The following is a 17,763-nucleotide window of genomic DNA, read 5'->3' as shown; positions in this document are numbered from 1 at the left end:
ATAAAGACATGCGCGTACCTGTTCAAATTTATGTTCAAAACAAGATTTTTCAAAATCAAACAGAAGAAGAGCGGATTGAATTTTATACAACCGGGGAATTTTTCAAAAAGCAGCACACTTTTTATTTGGTTTATGATGAGATTCAAGATGATGAAACCGTTAAGACGTTAATCAAAATCAGCGAAAAGGAAACGACTCTCATACGTTCCGGAGGCATTCGCTTAAGACAGCGCTTCAAGCAGGGACAAAAAACGTATGCCAATTATGAAACACCGTACGGGACGCTGAAGCTCGCAGCAGAGACAAAATCGCTTATCTGGCATACAGATGAAGAAAAACATGGTACACTTAGCATAGAATATTTGCTCGAAATAAATGGAGATACCCCTCGTTTACACAGTTTAAGCATTCAATTTAAGAAGGAGGAGCATTGAATGAACATTGTAGATGAAGTAAAGGAGCAGCTGAAACAAGAAATAAAAAATGCTGTATTGAAAGCAAACATCGCAGAAGAGGAGCAAATTCCGGAAGTTATTTTAGAGGTGCCGAAAGAAAAAGCACACGGCGATTACTCAACAAACATGGCCATGCAGCTTGCTCGCATAGCTAAAAAAGCGCCTCGGGCGATTGCAGAGGAAATTGTTCAACATTTTGATCGAGCGAAAGCATCCATTGAAAAAATTGATATTGCTGGTCCGGGCTTTATTAATTTTTTCATGAATAATGAATATTTAACTAAGTTGATTCCAGCCATTATTCAAGCGGGTGACAAATACGGCGAATCAAATGTTGGGGAAGGTAAAAAAATCCAAGTGGAGTTCGTTTCTGCAAACCCGACGGGAGATCTTCACTTAGGGCATGCGCGCGGAGCAGCATTCGGCGACTCTCTTTGCAACATTTTAGAAAAAGCGGGGTATGATGTAACCCGGGAATATTATATTAATGACGCTGGAAATCAGATTCACAATTTAGCTCTGTCCGTAGAGGCAAGATATTTAGAAGCGCTTGGAAAAGAAGCGGAAATGCCTGAAGACGGATACTATGGACAAGATATTATGGAAATCGGAAAAAAAATTGCTGATGAATATGGCGACAGTCTGCTTGAAAAAAGCGAAGAAGAACGGCTGCAATTTTTCCGTGACCTCGGTCTGAAATATGAGCTTGAGAAAATTAGAAAAGACCTCGAAGAATTTCGCGTTTCCTTCGATGTTTGGTATTCTGAGACATCCCTATACAAAAGCGGCAAAATTGATGAGGCGCTCGACATGCTTCGGAAAAACGGCCACATTTATGAACAGGACGGGGCAACATGGTTCCGCTCTACTGCATTTGGCGATGATAAAGATAGAGTGTTGATTAAGAAGGATGGGTCTTATACGTATTTAACACCAGATATTGCTTATCATAAAGATAAATTGGATCGCGGCTTTGATAAGCTGATAAACATTTGGGGCGCGGATCATCATGGCTATATACCGAGAATGAAAGCAGCCATTCAGGCGCTGGGGTATGATCAAAATGTTCTTGAAGTGGAAATTATGCAAATGGTCAGCCTCTTTAAAAACGGCGAAAAAGTGAAAATGTCAAAACGTACTGGCAAGGCTGTCACGATGAGAGAATTGATCGAAGAAGTCGGCTTGGATGCCGTTCGTTACTTTTTTGCTATGAGAAGCAGCGACTCGCATATGGATTTTGACTTGGATTTGGCTGTATCGGAATCAAATGAAAATCCTGTCTATTACGCACAATACGCTCATGCGCGTGTATGCAGCATTCTCCGCCAAGGAAACGAGCAAGGGCTGTCTTACAATGCAAACGAAAGCGATCTTTTGAATGAAATTCAATCTGAGAAAGAAATAGAGCTGTTAAAAAAGCTTGGGGAATTCCCTGGCGTTGTCGCTGAAGCCGCAGAGAAAAGAATTCCGCATCGGATTACGAATTACATTTTTGAGCTGGCATCTGTGCTACACAGCTTCTACAATGCAGAAAAGGTGCTTGATGCAAGCAATGAAATGAAATCTAAGGCGCGGCTTGCTCTTATGAAAGCAACGCAAATCACGCTGAAAAATGCCCTTACCTTAATTGGCGTTTCCGCTCCTGAAAAAATGTAACGAATTTAGATGTGGGAAATGATTCGAGTAAAAGGGAAATAGGAACGCTTTCCGATTTTAACCTAATCGCATCTCTTTTTCTAGGATGTTAAAACGAAGAGAGCAGAAAAAGCCTTTTTTCAACAAGTTATTGTGTGAAAAAGGGCTTTTTGCTTTTTTGTTTGCATATATTTGAAGGAGACATGCTATTTATTTTCCGACAGCTGTGCTGTTTGTTGAGTTATAACCCCTTTTGTATTTTGTTTATGATAGGGAAGAGCTTATTCATTTTTTGCTGTATTAAACAGGATCCATCATACTGCTTTTTGAAATGAGGCTGAACCAGCTGAGACTATGGAAAAGCAGACAATGAAAAAAGCGAAAAACAAAAAACGCGATCCAAAAGTAAATTGCAGGCTCTATTGCTAGGTCAAGAGAATTTTCCACAGCGATGTGAACGCTGTTTGAGTTGTTCAGCAAACGCCCGGCAGTCGTTGCAGAGATTATTGGTCGCTTAGTTATATTGAAAACTAACATCCTCATAAATCATTTTGAAAAACCCCGTTCTTTTGCAGAAATGTCATTAACTGTTTTCGGCCGCGGAAAATTTTTGTTTTCACCGTATTTTTAGGCAAATTCATCTGCTGGGCAATTTCTGTATAGGATAATCCCTGCTGCCGCAATAGAATAATCTTTTTTGTATTAGGATCCATTTCGTTTAATGCATTTTGCACATATTCAATCATTTGTTTTAATAAGGCCTCGGATTCGGGATTCCATTCTGAGCAGTTGTGAAAAATTGCTTCTTGCTGCAGATGGTTTAGCAAATGATTGTTTCGTTGAATTTTTCGAAGATGGTCGGTGGCTGTATTTTTTGAGACAGTCGTAATCCAAGCGCTGATATTGGTAGGCATATCATTCGTTTGAAAATATATATATATTTTAATACAAACTTCTTGGACGATATCATCAACAAGAGATTCGTTTTTCACAGTCCTTTTGACAGTTTTTTTTATTTGATGATGGTGTTGTTTAATGAGCCCGACAATGTCAGTCGTATCCATTTTTCCGGCACTCCTCTAGCAAAATGAACAAATAAATTTTGGAATTTGTTCAATATTTTAGAAATCAATAACTGTCATTATATACGAAACAAAGGAAAAATGGTTCCGATTTTCAACGATTTGGCGAATTGACTGAACGTTCATTCATTATATAATATAATTAAGAAACGTCCGAAATTTCAGTCAAATACAACAGGGGGATTTTATGAATGGGGGAGAATAATGAATACACTATTATGGATTAATTTTTTTGCGTTTTTGCTTGTAACCGTTTACGCGGTGTATTTGTTTATTTATTTAATTCAAACTAGAATTGCTTATATCAAACTTGGAAAAAAAGAAGAATTCGACGGGAAGGTAAAAGAACGTTTCGAACGGATTTGGGTCAATGTGTTCGGACAGAAAAAACTATTAAAAGACAAGAAAATGGGCTGGGTTCATGTTATTTTTTTCTACGGCTTTATTCTTGTCCAATTCGGTGCGATTGATTTCATTTTAAAAGGGCTGATTCCGGGGAGCCATTTGCCTTTCGGACCGTTATACCCGATTTTCACCTTTTTCCAAGAAATTGTTACCCTCCTTATTTTAGTAGCGGTAGTTGCTGCTTTTTACCGGCGATACATTGAAAAGCTTGTCCGTTTAAAACGAGGGTTTAAATCCGGACTTGTCCTTATTTTTATCAGCGGATTAATGCTGTCTGTACTGCTTGGAAACGGTATGTACATGATTTGGAGGGGATATGAACGAAGCTTTAGTGAACCTGTTGCCTCATCGGCTGCTTTCCTGCTGGGCTTTGTCGGTGAAACAGGCGCCGCTGTTATTTTTTACGTTTTTTGGTGGGTGCACCTGCTCATTTTGCTCACATTTTTAGTGTATGTCCCTCAGTCTAAACATGCCCATTTAATTGCAGGACCTGCCAATGTTTTTTTAAGTCGTTTGTCAAATCCAGGGAAGTTGGAGAAAATTGATTTTGAAGACGAAACTCAAACATCATATGGAGTCGGAAAAATTGAAGATTTCCGGCAAACGCAGCTTCTCGATTTGTACGCCTGTGTTGAATGCGGACGGTGTACAAATATGTGTCCGGCGACTGGTACTGGAAAAATGCTTTCGCCGATGGATTTAATCATAAAGCTTCGGGATCATTTAACAAATAAAGGGGCTGCCATCACTTCCAAGTCCCCTTGGGTGCCTGCCTTTGCATTTCAAAATACGATGGGAAATCAGTTGGCTCTTCAGTCGCTGCAAAAGGGAACAGGTGAAGCGGCGGCGGCTCTCGACTACAATCCAAGCCTCATCGGGGAGGTCATTTCAGAGGAAGAAATATGGGCATGTACGACGTGCCGGAATTGTGAAGACCAATGTCCAGTAATGAACGAACATGTCGATAAAATCATTGACCTGCGCCGCTACCTTGTATTAACAGAAGGAAAAATGAATCCGGATGCGCAGCGGGCGATGCAAAACATTGAACGGCAAGGAAATCCGTGGGGCCTAAACCGCAAAGATAAGGAAAATTGGCGCAAATCACGAGAAGATGTCTACGTGCCAACGGTGAAGGAATTGAAAAAGCAAGGCGAGGAGTTTGAATATTTATTCTGGGTCGGTTCCATGGGATCATTTGATAATCGCAGCCAAAAAATCGCTTTATCGTTTGCTAAACTTTTGAACGAAGCAGGTGTGAAATTTGCTATATTAGGAAATAAAGAGAAAAATTCAGGTGACACACCGAGGCGCCTCGGCAATGAGTTTTTATTTCAAGAGCTTGCTGCAAGCAACATAGCCGAATTTGAAAAATATAATGTGAAGAAAATTGTTACAATCGACCCGCATGCTTACAACATATTTAAAAATGAATATCCGGATTTCGGTTTTGAAGCCGAAGTATACCATCATACAGAACTTTTAGCAAAACTGTTGAAAGAAAAGAAGCTCGTTCCGAAATATGAAGTGAATGAAACGATTACTTTCCACGATTCTTGTTATCTTGGAAGATACAACGAAATTTATGATCCACCCCGTGAAATTTTGGCATCCATTCCAGGTGTAAAAGTTGTTGAAATGGAACGGAATCGGGAAACGGGCATGTGCTGTGGAGCCGGCGGCGGTCTTATGTGGATGGAGGAAGACACGGGAGTGCGCATCAATGTTGCGCGCACCGAACAAGCATTAGCTGTCAATCCAAGCGTGATCAGCTCCGGATGTCCATATTGTCTAACAATGCTGACAGATGGAACGAAAGCAAAAGAGGTTGAAAATAAAGTGAAAACGTACGATGTAGCGGAGCTGCTGGAAAAAGCTGTTTTTGGCGAATCGAAGGAGCAAGAGCTCATTTCATAAAGATATGATTAGATAGAAAGCAATTTTAAAAGGCGCCACAAGGGCGCCTTAAGATTTTAAAAAATAGAAAGATAGACAATGGAATTTGACGAAAAAATTTAAAATCAAGACACAATACGGTAGCATAAAGTTGTAAAATTTGTTTATAATGAATGGTATGCAAACGTATCATATGGTACATCACTGAAAGGGCGGCATTCATCATTCGGAATTATATCATGCTTTATTCTATTTTCGTTGCCCTTTCATTTAATAAAGATAGATGAAAGACGAGAAAGGGAGTGCCTGACCTTGAGCTTAACGCAATACTCGCAGGAGCAGCTGAAAGAAATGTCGATGGTGGATATCGCTTACCTTATTCTTTCCGAAAAAAAGCAAGCTATACCGTTTGAAGAATTAATGAAAGAAGTTAGCAGTTTATTAGGGCTTTCGGAGGAAGAAGCGACCGAACGCATTGCACAGTTTTATACGGATTTAAATATAGATGGAAAATTTATTTGCATTGGGGAAAATAGCTGGGGCATTAAGAGCTGGTATCCGCTCGATCAAATTGAAGAAGAAACCCAGCCGACGGTTAAAACGAAGAAGAAAAAAGCGAAGATTGCATACGATGAAGAAGATCTTGACGATTATGAAGACTTGGTTGAAGACGATCTTGACTATGACGATCTTGACGATTATGTGGATGAAGAAGAGCTTGATCTTGATGAAGAAGACGATGATTTTGAGGACGAAGAAGATGATGAAAGCTTTGATGATGAACTAATTGACGATGATTACGATGTAGAAGATGACAAGTTGGATGCTGATTTCGATCTCGATGAGGAAGAATTGGACGAACAATAATGTACTAAATTTAAGGGTTGACTTTCATAGTTTTCCTCGCTAATATTTTAATTGGGCTTTAAAAGTACGGAAAACAAATTACAATATGAAAGCTCCCTTTCCGAAAAGGAAGGGAGCTTTCATATTTTTTTGTTGATGCCTTCTGACGATTTATTTTGTGCAAATTAACAAAAGGATAGATTGCAACTGGAGGGAATTTTTGCATGACCAAGTATATTTTTGTAACCGGTGGCGTTGTTTCATCTTTAGGGAAAGGAATTACTGCCGCATCTCTTGGCAGACTTCTAAAAAACCGCGGGTTGAATGTGACGATTCAAAAATTCGATCCATATATCAATGTTGATCCGGGAACAATGAGTCCGTATCAGCACGGCGAAGTGTTCGTGACGGATGACGGCGCTGAGACTGACCTCGATTTAGGCCATTACGAGCGCTTTATTGATATTAATTTAAATAAGTACAGCAATGTCACAACAGGAAAAATTTATTCGGCCGTCATTAAAAAAGAACGGAGAGGCGATTATTTAGGTGGAACCGTTCAAGTCATCCCCCATATTACGAATGAAATTAAAGACCGCGTTTTTCGCGCTGGCAGAGAAACAAATGCTGATGTCGTTATTACCGAAATCGGCGGTACCGTCGGAGATATTGAATCATTGCCGTTTTTGGAAGCAATCCGCCAAATGAAAAATGAAGCAGGCCGCAAAAACGTCATGTACATTCATTGTACTCTTGTGCCATATATTAAAGCAGCAGGAGAAATGAAAACAAAGCCGACACAGCATAGTGTGAAAGAATTGCGCTCATTGGGAATACAGCCAAATGTGATTGTAGTGCGCACAGAAATGCCGATTTCCCAAGAGATGAAAGATAAAATTGCTTTGTTCTGCGACATTGAACCGAAAGCTGTCATTGAATGCCGTGATGCCGATATTCTTTACAGCGTCCCTTTAGCATTGCAAGAACAAAACCTTGATCAAATTGTTTGCGATTATTTGGATCTTCAATGCGGACAAGCTGATATGACGGAATGGATCGAGCTTGTCAATAAAGTCCGCAATTTATCAAAAACAGTTAAAATCGCCTTAGTCGGCAAATATGTCGAGCTTCAGGACGCCTATATTTCCGTTGTGGAAGCTTTGAAGCATGCCGGATATTATTATGATGCCGATGTGGAAATTGATTGGATCAATGCGGAGCATGTTACGAAGGAGAATGTAGCAGACTTGCTTCAGGGAGCTGAAGGTATATTAGTTCCTGGCGGATTTGGAGACAGGGGAGTGGAAGGGAAAATAATCGCGACTCAATACGCCCGCGAACAAAAAATTCCTTTCCTTGGCATCTGTCTTGGCATGCAGGTAGCTTCGATCGAGTTTGCCCGCAACGTTCTAGGATTAAAAGGTGCGAATTCATCTGAAATTGATCCAAACACTCCATATCCGATTATTGACTTGCTTCCGGAGCAAAAAGAAGTAGAGGATTTAGGAGGAACGCTCCGTCTTGGTTTATATCCTTGCAAATTGAAAGAAGGAACAAAGGCTTATGAAGCCTACAACGATGAAGTAATTTATGAACGTCATCGCCATCGGTACGAATTTAACAATGAGTTCCGTCAGCAAATGGAAGAGGCCGGATTTGTATTCTCCGGAACAAGTCCAGATGGACGGTTAGTAGAAATCATTGAATTACAAGACCACCCTTGGTTTGTTGCGTCCCAATTCCATCCGGAGTTTACATCACGGCCAACTAGACCGCAGCCTCTTTTCCGGGAGTTCATTCACGCTTCTCTAAACAAGAAAAATCAATAAGAAATGAAAGAAAAGGTTGTCTGAACGATTGGTTAGACAGCCTTTTTTTTTGCTCGTAATACAAATTTTTTTATTTCGACAATAGCAAAAAATCGCCTCTTTCACTGTTTTCCAAAAGCAGCGGCTTTGTTTTTCATTTTGAAGAAAGAATCGATCGGGAAATCGACGCTGTTCTAAATTTAAAAACCATCCCTATAAACGGCGTCGCATTTTACATAAAATTTTATTAGAGTATCGAAAAAAAGACTTATACGCGATTTTTCATAAAAACGCATTGTAAATCATGAAACAGATCATCAGCCTCTCTGCACTACAAAATGTATTTGATAAAGGTCTAAAGTCTGTATAAGAGAGGACTAAATTTGAAATCAATGGGTTTCTATGCTAATTCATAAAAAAAGAAATTGGCGATTTGCCAATTTCTTCGCATTTCTTGCATGTAAAGTTTATTCTTCATGTTCCTCCAATATTTCTTTCACAGTCAAAAATAAGCAGTAGTAAACATATAATGAAGTCATGAGCACAGGGAAGCCGATTCGTTCATTATGTTCAGTGGGAATAATGGGTTTTGTTAATTTGGAATCTACATGTATATCGACAAATTGCTGTAAGCTTTTTTCGCCGTTAACAGCTGCGGAAACCCCAACGGTTGGAATCCCTTTTTCGGCCAATTGCTGCGCAGTATCAATCGCATCAAGATCAGTCGAAAACGGGGTGAAAAGGAGAACACGGTCTGCTGCGGTTACGTTATCCACATCAGGCAAAGGCTTGCATGCCGGAAAGGATTCTCCTTTTTCAACTTGGGCATAAACTCCTTCAAGAATTCCCCATCCTTTTACATAAATGGCGCCTTCTCCGATTGCAGCTTGCGCCAGAAGACGTGCGGCATCTTCTATTTGGCTGTTTTCTTTCTCTTGAATTCTTTGGAAAAACCCTGTTAATTGTGTCGTAAAAATTTTTAACATTCAATCATCAGCCACCTTTATACAAAGTTCTCTGCTTATATAATAAGAAAAAGCGGCGAAGAATCAAAATATGAATAATTTGTGAATCGGTTGGCAGGAAATTGTAATTTAATCGAGAATACATAACTAAATAAAATTTTAAAAAGTATTGCATTTGTTTAAGTTAAGAGGTGTAAAAATGGATGGGAAAATTTTAATTGTCGACGATCAATACGGAATTCGGATTTTGCTGAATGAAGTGTTCAATAAAGAGGGTTATCAAACTTTTCAAGCTGCTAACGGTTTTCAGGCATTAGAAATAGCCGAAAACCATTCCCCTGATCTCGTTTTATTAGACATGAAAATTCCAGGGATGGACGGGATAGAAATTTTAAAAAGGCTAAAAAAGGTTAACCCTGATATACGAGTCATTATCATGACCGCGTATGGAGAATTGGATATGATTCAGGAAGCGAAAGATTTAGGGGCATTAACACACTTCGCCAAGCCGTTTGACATTGACGAGCTGCGGGATACAGTGAGAAAATATTTGCCTTCCCGAGCGAAATAAAGTGTATAATCCATGAATTTATCGGGATAAAGTTGCCGAAATCCTCATAAGTTGGTATTCTATTTAGTAAGAAAAGATGATTGGCATCATACATACATTTTTCTTGCTCAGGTCATGCTAGATTTGAGCTTTTCGCTAATCGCAACATAGGCTACTTAATTTAAGGAGGATTTTTCGATGCCCTTAGTTTCAATGACTGAAATGTTAAATCGTGCAAAAGAAAACGGCTATGCTGTAGGACAGTTTAATTTAAACAATCTCGAGTTCACACAAGCAATTCTGCAAGCAGCAGAAGAAGAAAAATCACCGGTTATTTTAGGCGTTTCTGAAGGCGCTGGTCGCTATATGGGCGGTTTTAAAACGGTTGTGAACATGGTAAAAGGTTTGATGGAAGATTATAAAATTACCGTTCCAGTTGCCATCCATTTAGATCACGGCTCAAGCTTTGAATCATGTGCAAAAGCTATTCATGCCGGCTTTACTTCTGTTATGATCGATGCCTCTCATCATCCTTTTGAAGAGAATGTCGCTTTAACTTCCAAAGTAGTGGAGCTTGCTCATCTACATGGTGTTTCTGTTGAAGCGGAATTAGGTGTTGTCGGCGGACAGGAAGATGACGTAGTAGGAGAAGGAATTATTTACGCTGATCCAAATGAATGTGAAGAGCTTGTAAAACGGACAGGTATTGATTGCCTAGCTCCTGCATTGGGATCTGTTCACGGTCCGTATAAAGGAGAGCCGAACCTAGGCTTTAAAGAAATGGAGGAAATCAGCAACCGGACTGGCGTTCCATTAGTACTGCACGGGGGAACAGGAATTCCGACAAAGGATATTCAAAGAGCAATTTCTTTAGGAACTGCGAAAATTAACGTTAATACAGAAAACCAAATAGCATCTGCTAAACGCGTACGCGAAGTTTTGGCAGAAAATCCGGATATGTATGATCCGCGCAAATATTTAGGTCCTGCCCGGGAAGCCATTAAAGAAACAGTTAAAGGCAAAATGCGCGAATTCGGTTCATCCGGAAAAGCAGAATAAATAGATAAGGTTTCATATTTCTTTTTGCAATTTACGGCCGCCTTTCTTTTATGAAGTATGGCGGTTTCGTTTCTTGTTTTTGAGAAAGCGATCACATAAGGGAGGTACCAGGCATGTTATTTTTTATTGATACAGCAAATATCGAAGAAATTAAGGAAGCTCAATCACTAGGCGTTTTGTCAGGAGTAACAACCAATCCTAGCTTAGTTGCAAAAGAAAAAGGCGTAACGTTTGAAGAAAGATTGAAAGAAATTACATCCATTGTTTCCGGATCTGTCAGCGCGGAAGTCATCTCAACTAAAGCGGAAGAAATGATTGAGGAAGGTCAAGAATTAGCTAAAATTGCACCAAATATTACGATAAAAGTTCCTATGACGCCTGATGGCCTAAAAGCGGTCAAAAAATTCTCAGAATTGGGAATTTATACAAACGTGACGCTTATTTTTAACGCCAATCAAGCGCTCCTAGCTGCAAGAGCAGGTGCTACATATGTTTCTCCTTTTTTAGGTCGGTTAGATGACATCGGTCATAATGGATTGAATCTCATTTCAGAAATCTCTCAAATATTTGATATTCATGGGATTGATACGAAAATTATTGCTGCTTCCATCCGTCATCCGCAGCATGTAACTGAGGCAGCATTGCGCGGAGCTCATATTGCCACGATTCCTTATAAAGTGTTGATGCAGCTGTTCAAACATCCGCTGACTGATCAAGGTATTGAGAAATTTTTAGCAGACTGGAACAATCGATAAATGATAAAACGGGGGATTTCCCCCGTTTGAAAAATCTTTTGCCGCAGAATCCGGTCTTTTGACTTGCTGTAACGCCTGAAGGAGTAGAATCTGCTCGTTTTTCTGATGAACGTTTTGTCATGCCCTATCTATTTGTGTACAATAAAATTGCCGCCTTTTCGTATGTATTTTTCAACAAATGGTAATCAATGTGTAAAGAGGGCTTTTCATCATGACAGTTTGTTAAAGAAAATCTGGATCCCGTTTTCTTTAGCAAACTGTTAGGTCACAAGAAGGGAGACTGCTATGGAAAAGTTAAAAGTTGCAGGCGGGCAGAAGTTGAAAGGTACGGTGAAGGTAAGCGGCGCCAAAAATAGCGCAGTAGCATTGATTCCAGCAACAATTTTAGCAAGCTCATCCGTTACGATTGAAGGGCTTCCGGATATATCTGATGTACATATTTTGGGCGATTTATTGGAGGAAATAGGGGGCAAAGTTTCGTTTCACCAAAACGATATTACAGTCGATCCGACAAGCATGCTTTCAATGCCGCTTCCAAACGGAAAAGTGAAAAAGCTGAGAGCCTCTTATTATTTAATGGGAGCGATGCTTGGCCGGTTTAAAAAAGCGGTAATCGGGCTTCCCGGCGGCTGTCATTTAGGTCCGAGACCAATCGACCAGCACATAAAAGGGTTTGAAGCTTTAGGTGCTTCTGTAACAAATGAGCATGGTGCCATTTATTTGCGGGCGGATGAGCTTAGAGGAGCTCGAATTTTTCTCGATGTAGTCAGCGTGGGTGCCACTATTAATATCATGCTTGCAGCGGTCTTGGCAAAAGGGCGGACAATTATTGAAAATGCTGCAAAAGAACCTGAAATCATTGATGTTGCAACTTTATTATCCAGCATGGGGGCAAAGATAAAAGGAGCCGGAACGGACGTCATCCGGATCGATGGGGTTGAAAAGCTGCATGGCTGCCGTCATTCGATTATTCCGGATCGAATTGAAGCAGGGACGTATATGATTATCGGTGCCGGCATTGCGGAAGAGCTCATCGTTGACAATGTCATACCTCTTCATCTTGAATCCCTTATTGCGAAGCTTCGGGAAATGGGGGTCCATGTAGAAACGAGCGATGATCAAGTTTATATCGCCCGTCGAAATAAAGAATTAAAGCCTGTCGATATAAAAACTCTCGTTTACCCGGGATTTCCAACCGATTTGCAGCAGCCTATGACAACGCTTTTGACACAGGCGAACGGAACGAGCATGGTGACGGATACCATTTACTCTTCAAGATTCAAGCATATTGATGAATTAAGAAGGATGGGTGCTCAAATCAAAGTGGAGGGTCGGTCTGCGATCATAACAGGTCCGTCAACTCTTCAAGGTGCAAAAGTAAAAGCGAGCGATCTTCGGGCAGGGGCATCGCTTGTAGCAGCGGGTTTAATGGCCGATGGAATAACAGAGGTAACCGGCATCGACCATATTGATCGCGGATACAGCCATTTAGAAGAAAAACTTGCCGGGATTGGCGCCAAAATATGGAGGGAGAAATTAACTGACCAAGAAATTCAGCAATTGCAAAATTCATAAGAATCACCAATTTTGCATGAAATGACATCAAAGGGGGAGGAACACAAAATGGAAAGAAGTTTATCAATGGAACTTGTACGTGTGACAGAAGCAGCTGCCCTTGCGTCTGCACGTTGGATGGGCCGCGGCAAAAAAGATGAGGCGGATGATGCCGCGACCTCAGCAATGCGAACCGTTCTAGATACGATCCCGATGAAAGGAACAGTCGTGATTGGAGAAGGAGAAATGGACGAGGCTCCGATGCTGTATATTGGGGAGAAGCTTGGCAACGGCTACGGCCCGCGTGTCGATGTCGCAGTAGATCCATTGGAAGGAACCAATATTGTGGCGTCAGGCGGCTGGAATGCACTTGCAGTTATAGCGGTAGCCGACCATGGGAACATGCTCCATGCGCCAGATATGTATATGGACAAAATTGCAGTAGGGCCTGAAGCTGTCGGGTGCATAGATATTGATGCTCCGATTATCGACAATTTAAAAGCTGTTGCAAAGGCGAAAAATAAAGATATCGAAGATGTTGTAGCAACTGTTTTAAATCGAAAAAGACATGAGCATATTATTCAAACCCTTCGAGAAGCGGGTGTTCGCATTAAACTGATCAATGACGGCGATGTCGCTGCGGCAATTAATACCGCCTTTGACCATACGGGCGTTGATATTTTGTTCGGATCTGGAGGGGCTCCTGAAGGAGTGTTGGCAGCAGTTGCTTTAAAATGTTTAGGAGGAGAAATACAAGGAAAGCTGCTGCCGCAAAATGACCAGGAGTTGGAACGATGTAAAAAAATGGGGATTGATGTCAACAAAACTCTTCGAATGGAAGACTTAGTAAAAGGCGATGATGCGATTTTTGCTGCAACAGGTGTAACGGATGGCGAGCTATTAAAAGGTGTGCAATTCAAAAGCTCTATTGCAACGACTCATTCTGTTGTGATGCGTGCGAAATCCGGAACAGTTCGCTTTATCGATGGCCGCCATTCTTTGAATAAAAAACCGAATTTAGTTATTCGATCTTAGTGAGAGGAGACGAATAGATCTCCTCTGCTTTTTAAAAATATACCCTTCAAAATACTTTCCGCTGTTTTTTAGCTTGAAATGTATTGCGAAAAGTAAAAAAATAAGGTAAAAATAAAGAGGTTGTTATAAAAAGATTTCTGCTTTTAAGCTTCCTACCTTCCTGCCTCCTTCTCAATCCATTTGTCCTTACATTTTCAAACAACATAATTTTAATGGATGGAAGAACGAAACGTGAAACATTTTGAATATGGTAAGAAAAGCGTGGTGTAAGTATGAGCGAGATTTCCATTTCAACTCTTGAAAATATGAAATTAAAAGAGTTGTATGAACTAGCACGGCAATTTAAAATTTCATATTACAGCAAATTAACGAAAAAGGAGTTAATTTTTGCAATATTAAAAGCAAATGCGGAGAAAGAAGATTTGCTATTTATGGAAGGCGTCTTAGAAATCATTCCTTCTGAAGGATTTGGTTTTCTGCGTCCAATTAACTATTCTCCCAGCGCAGAGGATATTTATATTTCAGCCTCGCAAATCCGCCGTTTTGATTTAAGAAACGGCGATAAAGTATCTGGAAAAGTCCGCCCGCCAAAAGAAAATGAACGATATTACGGATTGCTGCACGTTGAAGCGGTAAATGGCGACGACCCCGAATCTGCGAAAGAACGCGTCCATTTCCCGGGCCTTACTCCTCTTTATCCAAATAGACAAATGAAATTGGAAACCGAACCTAAAAATTTATCAACAAGAATTATGGATTTAATTACACCAGTCGGCTTTGGGCAGCGCGGTTTAATTGTGGCACCCCCTAAGGCAGGAAAAACAATGCTTTTAAAAGAAATTGCCAATGCCATTACGACGAACCATCCTGAGGCTGAACTGATTGTGCTGCTTATTGATGAACGTCCTGAAGAGGTAACCGATATTGAACGTTCTGTAAAAGGGGATGTCGTAAGCTCAACTTTCGATGAGGTGCCGGAGAATCATATTAAAGTCGCTGAACTCGTTCTTGAACGAGCGATGCGTCTTGTGGAGCATAAACGGGATGTCATTATTTTAATGGACAGCATAACCCGGCTGGCCCGCGCGTATAACTTAGTAATTCCGCCAAGCGGCCGGACGCTGTCAGGAGGGATTGACCCTGCCGCATTTCACCGTCCGAAGCGGTTTTTTGGGGCGGCGCGGAACATTGAGGAAGGCGGCAGCTTGACGATATTGGCAACTGCGCTTGTAGATACGGGATCGCGAATGGATGATGTCATTTACGAAGAATTTAAAGGAACGGGAAATATGGAGCTTCATCTTGATCGTTCATTAGCGGAAAGGAGAATATTCCCTGCCATTGATATTCGCCGTTCCGGTACACGAAAAGAAGAATTGTTAATTCCGAAAGAGCATTTAGAAATGTTATGGGCGATTCGAAAATCTATGTCGGATCAGATGGATTTTGCTGAACGCTTCTTAAAGAAAATGCGCCAAACGAAATCAAATGAGGAATTTTTTGAAATGCTAAAAGAAGAATGGAAAACAACTGGCATAAAAAGTTTCTAACTATGTTGCATTTCTTGTAAACCCTTGTTATAATTTTTTCATGTGTGTTTAAGAATGTTGAAGCGTGAAATAATTGCACGTTTCCGAATAGATAAACTCTGTTTCGAAATGATTCAGGGCGTAAAGGAGTTGAAAACTATGAAACCGGGAATTCATCCAAATTATAAAAGAGTACTCGTAAAATGTGCATGCGGAAACGAATTTGAAAGCGGTTCTGTTAAAGATGAGGTGCGCGTTGAAATTTGTTCTGAATGCCATCCGTTCTATACAGGCCGCCAAAAATTTGCAACTGCAGCCGGACGTGTAGACAAATTTAACAAAAAATACGGTCTTAAATAATTATGTAAAACAGGCAGTCTTTTCATTCTGCCTGTTTTTTCACTTATTTGACATGTTTTTATAAAACGGGGAGAGATTTTTAAATATGGCGCAATTGTTTTTTAAATACGGGGCGATGAACAGCGGCAAATCCATCGAAATTTTAAAGGTTGCTCATAACTATGAGGAACAAAACAAATCGGTGCTGATTTTCACGTCTGCCATTGATACTCGTGATGAAGTTGGATATGTATCAAGCAGAATTGGCTTCAGACGAAAAGCGATACCGATCTACGATGATACGAATATTTTCCAAATTGTGAAGGAGTATCAGCCTAAGCCGTACTGTGTGCTAGTGGATGAGGCACAATTTTTAAAGAAAAAGCATGTACTTGAGCTTGCGGATATTGTTGACAAATTGAATATTCCCGCAATGGCGTTTGGATTGAAAAACGATTTTCAAAATGAGCTTTTCGAAGGAAGCAAATATTTGCTGCTTTTTGCGGATAAAATTGAGGAAATGAAAACGATTTGCTGGTTCTGCGAAAGGAAAGCAACAATGAATTTACGGATTGACGACAACGGCAAACCGGTATATTCGGGCGAGCAAATCCAAATCGGAGGAAATGACAAGTACTATCCTGTCTGCCGAAAGTGCCACGCGAATCCGCCGTTATGAATCATTGCTTATTTGCATTAGATGGGAAGAAACGTTGTCGGCAAGGTGTGATGAAGAGAATCTTACGATAAGGAAATATTTTCATTTAAAAGAGCTGATCCTTTTGGGCACCTTAAGAACAGGAGGTGCTTTTTATGCGAATATTGATACCATTCATTTTGGCGGCAATATATTTACTGTCAGGGTGTGGAACGGCGGATAAAATATCAGATAATCGCTCATTAAATCTCGATCATAATGGATCCAACCTGATGACGAGGGACGTTAAGCCTGAAAATACAGGAGATGTGGTCGACCAACAAACACAAAATCCAAACATAAATATTGCGAACAGCCCCTTGACGATCAGGGAGGCAAAAGAACAAATCGTCCGTACACTGGAAACTGAAAAAGGTTTAGAGCTCGATTCTTTTTGGACAAATGGGGACGATGCTTGGGCGGTTATTTATACATCACAAAAATTGACGGAACAACAACGCGAAAACCGGCAAAAGGAGCTGTATGACAAGTTGCAGCGCGCACTGCCCCGATACAACTTGCATGTTCAGTTAATCAATAAAAAATAAAACTCGTTCACCGATTGAGCGAGTTTTATAAAGAACTTATAAATCGAAAATTGATTTCGTGTATCGAGTGTGTGTCATGAAGATGGGTTTATAAACCGAAAATGGAGCTAAGCAGCGTTTTATATACTGCCTTCTTTTTTCGGGGTTTATCAATCGAAGACATTTGAAGTTCAGGCATACTTTTTTTGCTTTCAAGCTCTTTTATTTTTCTTTCGAGCGTCTCGATCCTTCCTGTCAGCTCTTCAATTTCCTTTCTTTGCACTAAAAGCTGATATGACACGACATCGTCAGCTTTTGAATAGATCATTTGCTCCAGATCCGCTATTTTTTTCAACAATTCGTTCGAAACCGTTCCACCAGCATTTTTAGCCGATTCTTTTCTTTTCGCTTTTACTATTACTTGTTGCATTGGAACTCCTTGTTTTATTTGATTGTGAACTTCTTTGAGCAAGGCGATATCCTCGTCAGAAAACATATAATGTCCAAGTTCGTTCCGTTCCATTGGAAGATTAAGCTGTTTGATCCAGCGCTGAACTGTTTTCGGAGAAACACCGATTTTTTTGGCAGCATCGGTTGTATTCATCGAACCTCCCCTTTCAAACGAT

17 protein-coding genes are annotated in these 17,763 nt (G+C 40.4%); 14 read left to right on the top strand and 3 right to left on the bottom strand.

Annotated elements, in window-relative coordinates:
* Positions 1-8 precede the first annotated feature (8 nt).
* Together NSS70_RS19630 and argS are read left to right on the top strand one after the other, a co-directional pair.
* A complete protein-coding gene (locus NSS70_RS19630; RefSeq protein ID WP_063389048.1) occupies positions 9-434 on the top strand; it encodes a DUF1934 domain-containing protein in 426 nt (141 codons plus the stop codon).
* Positions 435-2,111 (top strand): arginine--tRNA ligase, encoded by a 1,677-nt coding sequence (gene argS, locus NSS70_RS19625; protein WP_340882366.1) that lies wholly within the window; start codon positions 435-437, stop codon positions 2,109-2,111.
* A 518-nt stretch (positions 2,112-2,629) separates the two neighbouring features.
* On the opposite strand, the gene NSS70_RS19620 is transcribed toward argS, so the two are convergent.
* Positions 2,630-3,154 carry an RNA polymerase sigma factor gene (locus NSS70_RS19620; RefSeq protein WP_063389046.1) on the bottom strand — a complete coding sequence of 175 codons (525 nt, stop codon included), beginning with the start codon at positions 3,152-3,154 and terminating at the stop codon, positions 2,630-2,632.
* Between the two features lie 222 nt (positions 3,155-3,376).
* Here NSS70_RS19620 and NSS70_RS19615 point away from each other — a divergent pair, with 222 nt between their 5' ends.
* The 3 genes from NSS70_RS19615 (at position 3,377) to NSS70_RS19605 (ending at position 8,148) form a co-directional block, all read left to right on the top strand.
* Positions 3,377-5,494, top strand: coding sequence for a (Fe-S)-binding protein (locus tag NSS70_RS19615; RefSeq protein WP_117016864.1), 2,118 nt, complete (start codon positions 3,377-3,379; stop codon positions 5,492-5,494).
* A gap of 291 nt (positions 5,495-5,785) precedes the next feature.
* A complete protein-coding gene (rpoE, locus tag NSS70_RS19610) occupies positions 5,786-6,340 on the top strand; it encodes a DNA-directed RNA polymerase subunit delta (RefSeq protein WP_339198023.1) in 555 nt (184 codons plus the stop codon).
* Positions 6,341-6,543: 203 nt separating this feature from the next.
* Positions 6,544-8,148: a CTP synthase gene (locus tag NSS70_RS19605; protein ID WP_063389043.1), complete on the top strand. Its 1,605-nt coding sequence runs from the start codon at positions 6,544-6,546 to the stop codon at positions 8,146-8,148.
* A 446-nt stretch (positions 8,149-8,594) separates the two neighbouring features.
* Here the strand turns inward: NSS70_RS19605 and NSS70_RS19600 are convergent, their stop codons facing one another.
* Positions 8,595-9,113, bottom strand: coding sequence for a DUF2529 domain-containing protein (locus tag NSS70_RS19600; RefSeq protein WP_339210656.1), 519 nt, complete (start codon positions 9,111-9,113; stop codon positions 8,595-8,597).
* A 178-nt stretch (positions 9,114-9,291) separates the two neighbouring features.
* Between NSS70_RS19600 and NSS70_RS19595 the strand changes: the two genes are divergently transcribed.
* The 9 genes from NSS70_RS19595 (at position 9,292) to NSS70_RS19555 (ending at position 17,158) form a co-directional block, all read left to right on the top strand.
* Positions 9,292-9,663 carry a response regulator gene (locus NSS70_RS19595; protein ID WP_063389041.1) on the top strand — a complete coding sequence of 124 codons (372 nt, stop codon included), beginning with the start codon at positions 9,292-9,294 and terminating at the stop codon, positions 9,661-9,663.
* A gap of 177 nt (positions 9,664-9,840) precedes the next feature.
* Positions 9,841-10,701 (top strand): class II fructose-bisphosphate aldolase, encoded by an 861-nt coding sequence (locus tag NSS70_RS19590; RefSeq protein WP_063389040.1) that lies wholly within the window; start codon positions 9,841-9,843, stop codon positions 10,699-10,701.
* A gap of 113 nt (positions 10,702-10,814) precedes the next feature.
* Positions 10,815-11,456, top strand: a complete 642-nt coding sequence (fsa, locus tag NSS70_RS19585) for a fructose-6-phosphate aldolase (protein WP_327848496.1) — start codon at positions 10,815-10,817, stop codon at positions 11,454-11,456.
* A 285-nt stretch (positions 11,457-11,741) separates the two neighbouring features.
* Positions 11,742-13,031: a UDP-N-acetylglucosamine 1-carboxyvinyltransferase gene (locus NSS70_RS19580; protein ID WP_063389038.1), complete on the top strand. Its 1,290-nt coding sequence runs from the start codon at positions 11,742-11,744 to the stop codon at positions 13,029-13,031.
* A gap of 48 nt (positions 13,032-13,079) precedes the next feature.
* Complete coding sequence (glpX, locus tag NSS70_RS19575; RefSeq protein WP_063389037.1) at positions 13,080-14,045, top strand: class II fructose-bisphosphatase; 966 nt, start codon at positions 13,080-13,082, stop codon at positions 14,043-14,045.
* A 272-nt stretch (positions 14,046-14,317) separates the two neighbouring features.
* Positions 14,318-15,595, top strand: coding sequence for a transcription termination factor Rho (rho, locus tag NSS70_RS19570; RefSeq protein ID WP_063389036.1), 1,278 nt, complete (start codon positions 14,318-14,320; stop codon positions 15,593-15,595).
* 138 nt (positions 15,596-15,733) lie between these two features.
* Positions 15,734-15,934, top strand: coding sequence for a 50S ribosomal protein L31 (gene rpmE, locus NSS70_RS19565; RefSeq protein ID WP_063389035.1), 201 nt, complete (start codon positions 15,734-15,736; stop codon positions 15,932-15,934).
* 85 nt (positions 15,935-16,019) lie between these two features.
* The gene (locus NSS70_RS19560) at positions 16,020-16,592 is read left to right on the top strand and encodes a thymidine kinase (protein WP_063389034.1); all 573 of its coding nucleotides are present in this window, start codon (positions 16,020-16,022) and stop codon (positions 16,590-16,592) included.
* A gap of 134 nt (positions 16,593-16,726) precedes the next feature.
* A complete protein-coding gene (locus tag NSS70_RS19555) occupies positions 16,727-17,158 on the top strand; it encodes a hypothetical protein (protein WP_066251326.1) in 432 nt (143 codons plus the stop codon).
* Positions 17,159-17,246: 88 nt separating this feature from the next.
* Here the strand turns inward: NSS70_RS19555 and NSS70_RS19550 are convergent, their stop codons facing one another.
* Positions 17,247-17,741, bottom strand: a complete 495-nt coding sequence (locus tag NSS70_RS19550; RefSeq protein ID WP_066251323.1) for a MerR family transcriptional regulator — start codon at positions 17,739-17,741, stop codon at positions 17,247-17,249.
* Positions 17,742-17,763 lie beyond the last annotated feature (22 nt).

The organism is Aeribacillus sp. FSL K6-2848, from assembly GCF_038004325.1.
GTDB lineage: Bacteria > Bacillota > Bacilli > Bacillales > Aeribacillaceae > Aeribacillus > Aeribacillus composti.
The sequence above is the reverse complement of the archived record's forward strand: the minus strand, read 5'-3'. Positions and strand labels throughout refer to the sequence as shown.